The 13,334-nt window shown below is 66.2% G+C and carries 11 protein-coding genes; 10 read left to right on the plus strand and 1 reads right to left on the minus strand.

The genetic code is table 11. The features are described 5' to 3' along the window. The first annotated feature begins 139 nt into the window (after nucleotides 1-139). The 8 genes from eccCa (at nucleotide 140) to glmM (ending at nucleotide 9,885) form a co-directional block, all read left to right on the plus strand. Nucleotides 140-4,159: a type VII secretion protein EccCa gene (gene eccCa, locus ACFULT_RS09660; RefSeq protein ID WP_378481317.1), complete on the plus strand. Its 4,020-nt coding sequence runs from the start codon at nucleotides 140-142 to the stop codon at nucleotides 4,157-4,159. Then, entirely contained in the window at nucleotides 4,156-5,928 is a 1,773-nt protein-coding gene (locus tag ACFULT_RS09665; protein WP_378481318.1) for a type VII secretion-associated protein, read from the plus strand. The genes eccCa and ACFULT_RS09665 overlap by 4 nt, the downstream gene beginning before the upstream one ends. A gap of 164 nt (nucleotides 5,929-6,092) precedes the next feature. Next, the gene (locus tag ACFULT_RS09670) at nucleotides 6,093-6,401 is read left to right on the plus strand and encodes a WXG100 family type VII secretion target (RefSeq protein ID WP_255122655.1); all 309 of its coding nucleotides are present in this window, start codon (nucleotides 6,093-6,095) and stop codon (nucleotides 6,399-6,401) included. Between the two features lie 79 nt (nucleotides 6,402-6,480). Next, the gene (locus ACFULT_RS09675; protein WP_019663588.1) at nucleotides 6,481-6,774 is read left to right on the plus strand and encodes a WXG100 family type VII secretion target; all 294 of its coding nucleotides are present in this window, start codon (nucleotides 6,481-6,483) and stop codon (nucleotides 6,772-6,774) included. A gap of 118 nt (nucleotides 6,775-6,892) precedes the next feature. Continuing rightward, a complete protein-coding gene (locus tag ACFULT_RS09680) occupies nucleotides 6,893-7,234 on the plus strand; it encodes a TraR/DksA family transcriptional regulator (RefSeq protein ID WP_378481319.1) in 342 nt (113 codons plus the stop codon). 192 nt (nucleotides 7,235-7,426) lie between these two features. Continuing rightward, entirely contained in the window at nucleotides 7,427-7,870 is a 444-nt protein-coding gene (gene rplM / locus ACFULT_RS09685; RefSeq protein ID WP_019663590.1) for a 50S ribosomal protein L13, read from the plus strand. Beyond that, nucleotides 7,867-8,403: a 30S ribosomal protein S9 gene (rpsI, locus tag ACFULT_RS09690; protein ID WP_019663591.1), complete on the plus strand. Its 537-nt coding sequence runs from the start codon at nucleotides 7,867-7,869 to the stop codon at nucleotides 8,401-8,403. The genes rplM and rpsI overlap by 4 nt, the downstream gene beginning before the upstream one ends. A gap of 144 nt (nucleotides 8,404-8,547) precedes the next feature. Continuing rightward, nucleotides 8,548-9,885: a phosphoglucosamine mutase gene (glmM, locus tag ACFULT_RS09695; RefSeq protein WP_378481320.1), complete on the plus strand. Its 1,338-nt coding sequence runs from the start codon at nucleotides 8,548-8,550 to the stop codon at nucleotides 9,883-9,885. A gap of 7 nt (nucleotides 9,886-9,892) precedes the next feature. Here the strand turns inward: glmM and ACFULT_RS09700 are convergent, their stop codons facing one another. Then, complete coding sequence (locus ACFULT_RS09700; protein ID WP_378481321.1) at nucleotides 9,893-10,933, minus strand: LLM class F420-dependent oxidoreductase; 1,041 nt, start codon at nucleotides 10,931-10,933, stop codon at nucleotides 9,893-9,895. A 186-nt stretch (nucleotides 10,934-11,119) separates the two neighbouring features. Between ACFULT_RS09700 and ACFULT_RS09705 the strand changes: the two genes are divergently transcribed. Continuing rightward, nucleotides 11,120-11,422: a hypothetical protein gene (locus ACFULT_RS09705; protein ID WP_378481322.1), complete on the plus strand. Its 303-nt coding sequence runs from the start codon at nucleotides 11,120-11,122 to the stop codon at nucleotides 11,420-11,422. Continuing rightward, nucleotides 11,419-13,299, plus strand: coding sequence for a hypothetical protein (locus ACFULT_RS09710; RefSeq protein ID WP_378481323.1), 1,881 nt, complete (start codon nucleotides 11,419-11,421; stop codon nucleotides 13,297-13,299). Before ACFULT_RS09705 ends, ACFULT_RS09710 begins: the two co-directional genes overlap by 4 nt. Nucleotides 13,300-13,334 lie beyond the last annotated feature (35 nt).

A 13,334-nucleotide genomic window follows, 5' to 3' on the forward strand; every position in this document is an offset into this window, starting at 1 on the left:
TGCGGGCTATTCCGAAGCCCGAGGTGAGGGCTGGCTCACGGTGCGCGCATGCGTTAGCCTTCGGGCCGGAGTCGCTCTCGCCTGGGAACGAGCGCGGCCTCGGTGTCGGGGGACAGCACGAGACGGTGGGGGCAGCAGCGTGAGTACGGTTCGTTTCGTTCGTGGTGCCCGTCGTCCGGTGCCGAGAACGCCGGGTGGCGAGGTGACGCTGCAGGCGCCACCGGAAATTCCTCGGATCGTCCCCGGAAATCTGCTGATGAAGCTCATGCCCGTGGTCATGGTGGCGGCGATGGTAGGCATGGTCGCGTTGATGTTCACCTCGGGCATGGCCGCGAACCCGATGATGCTGATGTTCCCGGCAATGATGCTCGTATCGATGCTGGGGATGGTCGCGGGCGGAGGAAAAGGCGGCGGAGCGCGGACCGCCGAGGCGAACGAGGATCGCAAGGATTACCTGCGTTACCTGGACCAGTTGCGCAAGGACGTGCGCGTCACGGCCGACGCGCAGCGTACAGCCCTCGAGTGGTCACACCCCGATCCTTCCGTCCTCTGGTCGTTCGCCGGAACTCACCGAATGTGGGAACGCCGCACCGCGGACCCGGATTTCGTTCACGTGCGGATCGGCCGCGGCGCGCAGAGATTGGCCACCCGGCTCGTGCCACCGGAAACCGGCCCGGTCGAGGAACTGGAGCCGGTGTCGGCGGTATCCCTTCGACGCTTCGTGCGTGCGCATTCGGTCGTGAACGATCTGCCGACGGCAGTGTCGCTGCGCGGATTCGCGGCGATCTCGCTCACCGGAGACCGCGCCGCTGCCCGAGCGACGGTGCGTGCGATGGTCGCGTCACTGTGCTCTTTCCACGACCCGGATCAGGTGCGGATCGCAGTGGTGTGCGGGCCGGACACGGTGATGCACTGGGATTGGATCAAGTGGCTTCCGCACGCCCAGCACGAGCTTCTCGAAGACGGGGTCGGCAGCGCTCGGATGATCTACGGCTCGTTCCTGGAACTCGAAGGTGCGCTGGGCGAACAGCTTTCGCTGCGGAACAAGTTCACGCGTGGAGCCCCGGCGACATCGGGTGTGGCGCACATCGTGATCGTCGTCGACGGGGGACTGCTGGACAACAGTGGCACCGACGTGACACGAACCGGGCTGGAGGCGGTCACGGTGCTGGATCTCTCCGGATTCGCGACGTCGCTCGCGTCCAGTCGAGGGCTGCGGCTCGTCACAGAGAACGGAACAGTGGGTGCGGTCAGCGGACCCGGCGTCGAGGTTTTCGGGCAGGCGGACATGCTGAGTGTCGCAGCAGCGGAAACGGTGGCGCGCCGGCTGTCCCCCTTTCGTACGACGTCAGCTCGGCACAGCGACGTCACCGTCGACGAGGGTGAGTCGATATCGACATGGAACCGACTGCTCGCGATCTCCGATGTCGGTGACCTCGATCCGATGCGTGTGTGGACGCCGAGACGTGGCCGCGACCGGCTGCGAGTGCCGATAGGCGTCGCGCCCGACGGGAGCGCGGTCGAGATCGACCTGAAGGAATCCGCGGAGAACGGCATGGGTCCGCACGGACTGTGCATCGGTGCGACGGGATCGGGAAAATCGGAATTTCTGCGGACGTTGGTCCTGGGTTTGGTGGCTACCCACTCCCCGGATCAGTTGAACCTGGTCCTCGTCGACTTCAAGGGTGGCGCGACGTTCGCCGGGCTCGAGGACGCGCCGCACGTCGCCGCCGTGATCACCAACTTGTCCGACGACCTGGCGCTAGTGGACCGGATGAAGGATGCGCTGGCCGGTGAGATGAACCGCCGTCAGGAACTCCTCCGAGACGCCGGTAACTTCGCCAACGTCACGGACTACGAGAAAGCTCGGTCGTCCGGCGCGGCCCTGGCGCCGATGCCCGCACTGTTCATCGTCGTCGACGAATTCTCGGAGTTGCTCAGTCAGCAGCCGGAATTCGCCGACCTCTTCGTCGCCATCGGACGTCTCGGTCGATCGCTGCACATGCACCTGTTGCTGGCCAGCCAGCGACTCGAAGAAGGCAAGCTTCGCGGGCTGGACAGCCACTTGTCGTACCGGATCGGATTGAAGACGTTCTCGGCGAACGAGTCTCGGACGGTCCTGGGGGTTCCCGACGCGTACCATTTGCCGGCGCAACCCGGCGCGGGCTATCTCAAGTGCGACTCTGCCGAGATCATGCGGTTCGCGGCGTCCTACGTGTCGGGTCCGTACGTTCGTCCGCGCACGGCACGTCAGGTGACCGGACGTTCGGACGTCGACATCGTTCCGAAGCTGTTCGGTGCGTTCCCCGTACCGGTTTCTCCCGGCGACCGGATGCGCGAGCTGGAGCAGACGCACCCCGTCGACACCGCGGACCTCCAGGCGGACGGCGCCAGGAGCGTGGACGACGCTCAGGACGCACGTACGGTTCTGGACGTCGTCGTCGAACGTGTTCGCGGGCAAGGTAACCCGGCCCACGATGTCTGGCTCCCTCCGCTCGACCGGTCGCCCGCGCTCGACAGCCTGGTCGGAGCCGCGGATCCGGCGGCGCTCGCACAGCGACCGGCGACGCTGCGGGCACCGATCGGCATCGTCGACAGGCCGTTCGATCAGCGCCGAGACCTCCTGCAGGTCGACCTGTCCGGGGCACAGGGGCATCTGGCGATCGTCGGTGGTCCGCAAACCGGAAAGTCGACCGCGGTACGCACTCTGATCATGTCCATGGCGTCGACGCATACCCCGGAGCAAGTTCAGTTCTACTGCCTCGACTTCGGTGGGGGAACCCTCAACGCTTTGATCGACCTCCCTCATGTGGGCTCGACGGCGAGCAGGCTCGACGTCGATCGCGTTCGTCGCACGGTCGCGGAGGTGACGTCGGTGATCAGTCGCCGTGAGCGTCTGTTTCGCCAACGGGGTATCGATTCGATGGCCGAATTCAGACGCCGACGGACCGAGCACCCCGTCGACCCCGAGGATTCGTTCGGAGACGTGTTTCTGGTCATCGACGGGTGGGGAAGCATCAGAACGGATTTCGAGCCACTGGAGCAACAGCTCGCCGCCGTCGCCGCGCAGGGGTTGTCGTACGGCGTCCATCTCGTCGTCACCGCGACGCGGTGGGCCGAGATCCGACCCGCGACGAAGGACCTGATCGGTACTCGAATCGAGCTCCGTCTCGGTGACGCATCGGACTCGGAGTTCGGACGGGTCAAGGCGGCCAGGGTGCCGGAGAACAGGCCCGGCCGTGGAATCACGAAGGACGGGCTGCACCTGCTGATCGGCCTACCGCGCCTCGACGGTGCGTCGTCGACCACGGATTTGGGCGCAGGGATCACCGCTGCGCTGCGCAGTGTTTCGGCTCGATACGGTGACAGAGCCGCTCCTGCCGTACGCATGCTTCCGGACAGCTTGCCCCTCGCGGACCTCAGGCGGGTACTGGTCGGTCGATGGCCGCGGGTGCGCGGCGCGGTCGCGGAGCTGTGGGTTCCGCTCGGCATCGACGAGGCCGAACTGAAACCCGTCGCGATCGACTTCGCCGAGCAAGCCCACTTCCTCGTGTTCGGAGACACCGAATGCGGAAAGACGTCGTTGCTGAAGTCCATCAGCTCCTCACTCGTGGAAGCGAACACGCCCCAGCAAGTCAAGATCATCTTCGCGGACTATCGACGGACGATGCTCGGACTGGTGGACACCGATCATCTGGCCGGATACGCCGCGTCGCAGCCGGTTCTGACCACGATGATGACCGAGCTGGCGTCCAAACTGGCCGAACGCATGCCAGGCCCGGACGTCACGTCACAGCAACTTCGCGAACGGTCGTGGTGGAACGGGCCGGAAATCTTCGTGATCGTCGACGATTACGATCTCGTGGCCACCGCGTCGGGAAATCCCCTGACGCCGTTGACGGAATACCTTCCGCACGCCCGAGACATCGGCCTGCACCTCGTCGTCGCGCGGCGGTCCGGCGGAGCCTCTCGGACGATGTACGACCCGGTGATCTCACGGATACGCGATCTCGTGTCACCGGGGTTGGTGATGAGCGGATCTCGCGACGAGGGCAATCTCGTCGGAACGGTCAAGCCGTCGCCGATGCCGCCGGGGCGGGGGACGTTGGTGGACCGGCGTGGGCAGTCGCTCGTGCAACTGGCCTGGTCCCCGGCATGAGGGCGCGGGGCGCCGACTCCGTGGGAACCTACGCCGCAGTTCACCTCGGTGAGGATTGCGTGTCCGTGCTGGTGAGTTCGGCGGCTGGAGTGCAGTGCACCAGGTTCGACATTGCGCTGACGATGGACGCGGGCACCCTGCTCTTCCTGCGTTCCGATTCGCCGGACGTGGCAGCCGAGCATGCAGCGGCCGTCTCCGAGACCGAGCGGCGACCGTGGTCGTTCGTCGACGACGATGCGCTGCTCGTCGGATCGACCGTAGTTTCCACCGCTCGCGTGTTCGGCGGAATCGTGGGCGACGCACTCGCACGATCCGGCGTCGTGGGTCACGTGGACCTGCTCGAGATCGCGTGTCCGTCGGCGTGGGGTGACGTCCGCCGCGACGTGGTACGGCGAGCCGTCCGTTCCTCGGCCGGCGAGGTCACGGTGCTCGACTCCGCGACGGCGGTCGTTCGATCGCTCGGAGAGCGTGCCCCCGAGTATGCCGTGGTCGTCGAGATCGACGACCTGAGCTCGGTCGTCATCGGTCTCGATCGGCGGCGAGACGAGCCGGGGGTGCACGGGCAGCCACACGGTTACGTTCGTGATGTGCGTTGGGACGCAGTGGGAAGCAGAGACATCGATGTAGACGCCACCGCGAGCCGGTCCGTTCTCGATCGCGTGTCTGCTCTCGTCGCGGCTGAACCCAGGCGTGGACGAGTCGACGTGTTCGTCCTCGCGACGACAGGAGACGAACCCATTCTGCCTGGGCTCACCGGACCCGGCGTCGGCGAGGCAGCGTCGGACGACCTGCACGCGTACCGGATGCACCGTGCGACGGGGCTGACTGTCGTTCGATCGATGGCGTCCGCCGTCGGACTGTCGGATCCGGGTGACGCACCAGGGGATTCGTACCGTTCGGCAGACGCGGGCTCGGACCACGAGCCGGCCGTGGGCGCCCACGACTGGGCCAGTCCGTTCGCAGCAGACATCCACGCGGCGGGGGTGCGCGGGGAGGTGGGGACCGGTGACCTTCGATCGGATCCCACGGTGAACCCGCCGGTGCCGTCGGGCCGAGCCGCGGCGTGGTTGAACGAGGCGACCGTGCCGCCGCCTCCGACGCGCCGTGTTCCCGCGCTGGCTCTCGGCGCGCTGGCTCTCGTCTTCCTTCTCGGCGGATTGGTGTTCTTCGTGTTCCGGTTGGAAAAACCTGCGCCCCCCGCCCAGCCTGCATCCGCCCAGCCTGCTTCCGCCGAACCGATCCCGGCGGCGGCCCCGACATCCGAGCCGCCGGTAGCCGGATCGACGGCTCGGGCCACCGAGCAATCGACGCCCGAGTCGACACCGAATTCGACGCCGGAGCCGGTCTCACGGTCGGAGTTCGGGAGAGCCAGTATCGCCGGGCCTGCGACCTGGACGACGCGCAGCGAGCAGACGCGACTTCTGTTGATACCGCCGGACTTTCCCGAGCGGCGGATCGTCCTCTCGTCGACGGAACTGACACCGGGTGCATCGTTGGATTCGGTGGCCGAGGATCTGCAGCGACAACTCGACGCACGCAGCGACGACGGGTCGATCGTGGATTTCACCGCCGCGACGGATTTCGGTGAGCGAGTGGGGATCTCGTACGTGGAGAATCCGCCTGACGGGTCGACGGTGCAGTGGCACGTCTTCGTCGAGGGCGGGCTGCAGGTCAGCATCGGATGCCAGAGCTCAGCGGGTTTCGCGGACGCGTTGATCGACGACTGTGCGCGGGCGGTGTCGAGCCTGTCCGTTTCACCGGCTCGGTAATTCGCGACCGGTTCGAAGATTCTTCGGATCCGATGGAACCGAACCACCGACCGGGTGCGTCCAATCAGATGTAGGGGGAGATCTGCTGGTACGCCATGGCGAACCGGTGCCTCGACCGAGCATTCACCAGGGTGCTCGACACCGATGAACACGAAGGGGTCGACATGGCACAAACCGATATTCAGACCATGCTCGCAGTGTCTGCAAAGGTCGACGGCCTGCGAGGCGAAATTCACGATCTGCTGTCCGCGCTGCGCGGCGATGTGAACCACGCGGCGTCCGGCATCTGGCAGGGTTCGGCATCGACGACATTCGCCCAGGTCATGACCAACTGGGATTCCAGCGCCAACAGGCTGGAAAACGCTCTGTCCGGCATCGGGGAGTCGATCAAGACCAGTGGTGTGCAGTACGACCAGTCGGAGCAGGACAACACGTCTCAGCTCAACTCCGTCGCGAGCAGCTTGAACCTCTGATCGCTCGCGCTCGGCTCTCGAACGTACGGACCAATCAACTCGTCGGCCTGAAGTCGATGGACACGAATGCGAGGAAACGATGACCAGCGGTGAAATCAAGTACAACTTCGGTGCGATCGGCGATCTGGCCGGCGGTATGACCACCAAGTGGTCGCAGCTCAACGAGAAGCTCGACGACGTCAAGTCGTCCATCCAGCCGCTCGTCGCGACGTGGCAGGGTGCAGACTCCGATCAGTACCAGGTCAAGCAGAACGAGTGGAACGCTGCGCAGGCCGAACTCAACGGCGTTCTGCAGAGCCTGATCGGCGCGGTGAACTCCGGCAACCAGCGGATGCAGGAGCAGGAAGCGGCCAACCGCGCGCGCTTCTCCTGATCTTCGTCGTCCATTCGGCCCCGAAGTCCTCGCGACTTCGGGGCCGAATTGCGTGTGCGCCGGACTGTCGGTGACGCCGGGGTTTCCATCGGACGCCGCGCGATGTTCACTGGACCGCATGACGGATCAGCTGGGCAGGATCGAGGAGGCCAGGTCGGTCGTCGCTGCTCGGCTGGCGTCGCTGCGGTCTCAGTTCGCCGCGATCGTCGAGGGCTCACGGTGGTCCACCGACGACGACGAACACGACCCGGAGGGTTCGACCATCGCGTTCGAGCGTGCAACGGTCGCGTCGCTGGCCCGCGATGCGGAACTGGAGTTGCGCGAACTCGATGCAGCCACGGAACGCGTGGCGTCCGGCACCTACGGGACCTGCGAACGGTGCGGAGAAAGCATCGCCGACGCGCGTCTGGACGCACTCCCCGCGGCCCGCCGTTGTATCCGGTGTGTCCGTGCACGGTGAGTCGGGCGCGCCTCCTGGTCGTCGGGCGTTTTGACCTGGGGGCCACGCAGCCGGTATCGTCCTTCGTTGGCGTGTATGGGAACGCCGCGCACAATGCTGCGCGGTCGACTCCTTGATCTCGGGTCTCAACTGGCCGCCGAGGTCATCAATACGTCTTGGCCAGCAGCGACATCATGAAGACAGGACTTTTACGTGTCTACATACAGCCCGAAGGCCGGGGACACCACCCGGACTTGGCATGTGATCGACGCCACGGACGTCGTGCTCGGACGCCTTGCCGTCCAGGCCGCGACTCTGCTGCGCGGCAAGCACAAGCCGACCTACGCACCCAACGTCGACGGTGGCGATTTCGTCATCATCGTCAACGCCGAGAAGGTTGCCATCAGTGGTAACAAGCTCGACGGCAAGTTCCACCACCACCACTCCGGCCACCCGGGCGGACTGAAGTCGCGTTCGACTCGTCAGGTGTTGGAGAACAACCCCGACCGTCTCGTGGAGAAGGCCGTCAAAGGCATGATCCCCAAGAACAAGCTCGGTAATGCAATCGCGGGCAAGCTCAAGGTGTACGCGGGACCGAACCACCCGCACGCAGCTCAGCAGCCCGTTCCGTTCGAGATCAAGCAGGTGTCCCAGTGACGGCGCCGGAGGGAAATGACGTGACGTCGCAGGAAATCCCAGAAGAGGCAGTGGAGATCGCCGCGGACGAGTTCGTCTCCGTGGAAGAGCCCGAGGTCGTCGAGGAGATCGAGGCAGCTGCCGCGGCTCCCGCGCCCATCCTGTTCGACCGCCCGGTTCAGACCGTCGGCCGTCGTAAGGAAGCTGTCGCTCGCGTCCGGTTCGCTCCGGGCACCGGCGGATTCAAGCTCAACGGCCGCAGCCTCGAGGACTACTTCCCGAACAAGGTTCACCAGCAGCTCATCAAGGCTCCGCTGGTGCTCGTCGATCGCGCGGAGTCCTTCGACATCGTTGCACTGCTGCACGGTGGCGGACCGTCCGGACAGGCAGGCGCGCTGCGTCTGGCCATCTCTCGCGCCCTGATCGAGGTCACCCCCGAGGATCGCCCGCCGCTGAAGGCTGCCGGCTTCCTCACGCGTGATGCTCGTGCAGTCGAGCGTAAGAAGTACGGCCTGAAGAAGGCACGTAAGGCGTCGCAGTACTCCAAGCGCTGACGCGCCGCACAGTTCTACCCGCGAGGGCAGGCGTCCACGAAGTATCGGATGCCTGCCCTCGCGGCGTTTGTTCGACAGTTCTACATTCGAGCGGAGCCTGCGGAGCGACCGCATGCTCGTTTCGGCGAAGGGGGACATGCCCGCATGACTCGACTGTTCGGTACCGACGGAGTACGGGGGCTGGCGAACGACCTGCTCACCCCCGAGTTGGCGTTGAAGGTGGCCAGGGCTGCGGCCGCTGTTCTCGCGCCCAGCTCGCCGGGTACGACTCCCGTCGCGGTGGTAGGACGTGATCCTCGTGCGAGCGGTGAAATGCTCACCGCTGCAGTCACTGCCGGGCTCACGGCGTCCGGAGTGGACGTCGTCGACGTCGGGGTTCTTCCCACGCCCGCAGTCGCATTCCTCACTGCAGACCTCGGTGCCGCACTCGGTGTGATGATCTCGGCGTCGCACAATCCCATGCCGGACAACGGAATCAAGATCTTCGCTGCGGGCGGCCACAAGCTCGACGACGATGTCGAGGATCGAATCGAAGCGCACATCGCAGGCGACCTGCAGGGCGCCGCGCCGACGGGGCCGGGTATCGGCCGCGTCCGCGTATCGTCGGACGCCGCGGGTCGGTACATCGCGCACGTCGGACGTGCGTCGACTCATCGTCTCGACGGGCTGACCGTTGTCGTCGACTGTGCGCACGGGGCGGCCTCGGAGGTTGCACCCGCGATCTATGCGCAGGCAGGTGCCGACGTGATCGCCATCAACGCCGACCCCGATGGTCTGAACATCAACGACGGGTGCGGATCGACTCACATGGAGGACCTGCAGAAGGCTGTCGTGGAGCACGGCGCCGACCTGGGAATCGCACACGACGGCGACGCCGATCGGTGCCTCGCCGTCGACTCGTCGGGTGCGATCGTCGACGGCGACGCGATCATGGCCGTCCTTGCCGTCGGCCTCAAGGACGCGGGCGTCCTCACCGACGACACGCTGGTCGCCACCGTGATGAGCAACCTGGGTCTGCACATCGCGATGCGCGAGGCAGGGATCTCGGTCCGTACCACCGCGGTCGGTGACCGGTACGTTCTCGAGGAGCTGCGATCGGGCGGATTCGCGCTCGGTGGCGAACAGAGCGGCCACGTGGTGATTCCGTCGTTCGGTACCACCGGCGACGGAGTTCTGACGGCATTGCTGGTGATGGGGCGGATGGCCGAGACCGGACGTTCCTTGGCCGACCTGGCGTCGGTGATGACGACGCTTCCTCAGGTGCTGATCAACGTGAAGGTGTCGGACAAGCGCGCCGTCGCGTCGGCCCCGGCTGTTCTGGATGCGGTGTCCGAGGCGGAACGAATCCTGGGTGATTCCGGGCGAGTCCTGCTGCGCCCCAGTGGAACCGAGCAGCTGGTGCGGGTGATGGTGGAAGCTGCCGAGGTGGATCTGGCGAACCGGCTCGCCGAGGATCTGGCGAGCCGGGTCGGCCAGGTCTGACCTGTCGTCAGGCCGTCAGTTCCCGTAGCTTCGTCAGTTGCGCGACGCGGCCGGCAGTGTTCTCGGCAAGTGGCGCCACGTTCAGCGTGGTGACCCCGGCTTCGGCGAACGCCGCGACACGCTCCTTGACGTAGCTTTCGGGACCGATCAGGTTGACGGCGCGGACCAGCTCGTCGGGCACAGCCGCCGCGGCCTCCTCCTTCTTTCCCGCGAGGTAGAGGTCCTGGATCTTCTCGGCTTCGGCCTCGTAGCCGTATCGTTTCGCCAAGTCGTTGTAGAAGTTCTTGCCCTTCGCGCCCATTCCGCCGATGTAGAGGGCGAGATGCGGCTTCACCCAGGGCAGGAACTTCTCGGCGTCGTCACCGATGGCGAGCGTCGGGCTCGCGAACACCTGCAGGTCGCCGAGCGACGGATCGCGCTTGGCCTTGCCTGCGGCCAATGCGTCACCCCAGACCTGCTCTGCCTTCTCGGGGAAGTAGAAGATCGGCTGCCAGCCTTCGGCGATTTCGGCCGTCAACTCCACGTTCTTGGGTCCCAATGCGGCAATGACCACCGGGATGCGTTCGCGCACAGGGTGATTGATGAGCTTGAGCGGCTTTCCGAGCCCGGTGCCCTTCTCGGCGGGAAGGGGGATCTGGTAGTACTTGCCCTGGTGCTCGACCTTCTCGCGGCGCCACACCTGCCGGCAGATGTCGATCACTTCCCTGGTCCGAGCGATCGGCGCGTCGTATTTGACGCCGTGGAAGCCCTCGACCACCTGAGGTCCGGAGGCACCGAGGCCGAGCACGAACCGGCCGTCGGAGACGTAGTCCAAGCCGGCTGCGGTCATGGCCGTCAGCGACGGCGTGCGGGTGTAGATCTGGAAGATGCCCGACGCGATCTTGATGGTCGATGTCTTGGCGGCGAGGAACCCGAGTTGGCTGACGGCGTCGAACGAGTACGCCTCGGGGACGAAGATGATGTCGACTCCGGCCTTCTCGAGCTCCGCGACCTCGGCGACGGTCTCGTTGAACCCGCCCGAATAATTCAACATGGTTCCGATGTGCATGGGACTCCTCGCAGGTAGGTGCTATCCGATGTCGAGTCTTTCCGCTGGCTCGTTGTGACCCGGCGGGTTCTTGTTATCGGACGATACCTGGGCACGGTGGAACCGAATGTTCTCGGGCTGCGTCGAACAGAGAAGGAGCACCGAACTGGTGCCGAGCGGGTCGTCGACATGGGGGAACGTCCGAGTATGGAAATCGACATCGAGAAGGTCGGTCGGGTGGCGGCGGAGTTGGACGCGTCCTCTCAGGCGGTGGCGGATGTCGCTCTGGTGGCGGCGAAACTAGGGTTGGGGCCAGCGGCGGCCGGTCGCAACTACGGCGACGTCGGGCTGCGAATCGCCGCAGGCTACGACGGCGTGGAGGCGGGGATCCGGCGGTGGGGTGAAGCCGTCAAGGACAACGCGGTGTCCCTGCATGCCGTCCTCGCCGCCTACCAGGCCGCGGACGCCCGCACGTCGTGGGCGATCGCGACCCCGGAAGGCTCGCGGTGAGCCCCACCGGACGCAGTGTCGACGAAATCCTCGACGCGGGAGCCGTTGGCCTGCTCTATTTCGAGAGATACCTGCCGATCCTGCACCGGCTCACTCCCGACTCAGCGTGGACGTACCCGGCCCTGTGTGCGCGGTACGACGAACAACGTGGGCTCGACCTGGCAGTGCTGTCCGAGGACGCGCGGCTGCTCGGCGACGGCGTCGTGTCGGCTCGGCGAGAGCTCGACAAGCAAGGGGCACTCGCCGACGACCTCGTGCAGGCCTGGGTCGGCTCCGCTGCCGAGTCCGCGGTGGCCGACATCGCTTCGGACACCACGTTGGCAGACCAGCGTGTGCTCGCGACCGAACAGCTGGCGCAGGTGCTCGGTCAGGCCGCCGAGAGGATTCGCGGAGCGGTGGAGCAGAAGGCGTCGGAGACGGCCCGGTTCGATCCGACCGTCGCGTCCGAGTGGGGAGCGATCGACGGCAAGCTGGTGGAGACCGTCGAGCGTATCGAGACCGTCGCGACGGTGGACCTGGCAGACCCGACGTCGCTGGATCGCGCGAAACAGGCAGCGGATGCCCTGGCGGACACGCTCCCGGTGTTCGAGTGGCCTGCAACCAACGGACCTCTGTCTGCCGACTCCGCACCACGGAAGCTGATGCAGAACGCTCGGGACGTGTGCGACGAGTGGCTGCGCACGGTTCTCGTTCCCATCGTGTCCGCTGCGTGCCGAACCTTCACGGACATCTGCTCATCCATCGATCAGGCAGTGCGGGATCACCTGACGACCGTGGCGCTGGTCGCCGAGGCCGTTCGGTTCGAGCCGTTCCCGTCTGCCCCGCAGCCCACGTGGGGTTCCGACGGCACGAACCGACGAGCAGGCGGGGGAGGGGGCACGGACATACTGCCTCCTGCCCCACAGAACCCTGCCTATTCTGGGCGCGACGGGATGGTCCCACCGGCACGGGTGCCGGAGTTCGGGCCGAACGTCGTCGATACCCAACCGCAATCGGCTCCGGTCATCCCCGGCAACTCAGCATTTCTTGGCGATCCCGCCACCCTCGGTGAGCGCCGCATCGACCCGTCGGAGATACGCGCAGGACTCGAGTCGCTGCTCGGTGAGGTTCCGAGCGGCAAGGACATCATCGCCGCCATCGAGCGCTCCGGCGCCGAGATGGTCGAACGTACCGAAGCGGCAATCGAGGCTCTCCTCGATCGTCTGAGCTCACCTCACGGCGTCGGTGAAAACCTGGTGCCGCCAGCGGAATCGAACGACGCACCGCGCAGTCCGGGGCCGTCCGATGCGGGCGACCCAGCCGACACTACAGAGCGGAATCGGCCCGACGAACGGCCGGACCCAGCCGTCGCACAGAATCATCCGGTCTCCCCATCCGTTCCCGGACCGTTCGTCCCGCCGCCACCCGTTGCAGACGGCGACGCCGAACGCGGACATGTCGAGGCTGCGTTCGACGGGCACAGTGCCCGATTGTCGTTGGCACACAATGGAAATGTGGCATTGCAGCTCGGGACTCCCGACGGGGAGAATCGTCGATTCGAACTGAAGCCAGGACCGTTCGGCCTTCCGATCGTCGAGTGCACGACAAGTCCGGAGCCCCCCGCTCCCGCACCGTCGGCCCCCGCTCCCGCACCGTCGCCCCCAGCTCCCGCACCGGAGCCCCCTGCGCTCCCAACGGAACCCATCGCGTCCGGACCCGAGCAGGCGCCTGAACCGGAGGTTCCCGCGGCAGAGCTACCGACGGCAGAGCTACCGACGGCAGAGCTGCCGACAGCAGAACCGCCGACCGCCGAACCACCGGCTGTTCCTGAGCCGGACATGCCCGCACCCGCACCGGCCGGTTCCGGTGCTCGTCTGACCCAGGCGGGCCCGCTATGAGTCAGGCGGGTCCGTCATGAATCAGCCCTCCGGGG

The organism is Rhodococcus sp. NPDC057297 (assembly GCF_042667435.1).
GTDB lineage: Bacteria > Actinomycetota > Actinomycetes > Mycobacteriales > Mycobacteriaceae > Rhodococcoides.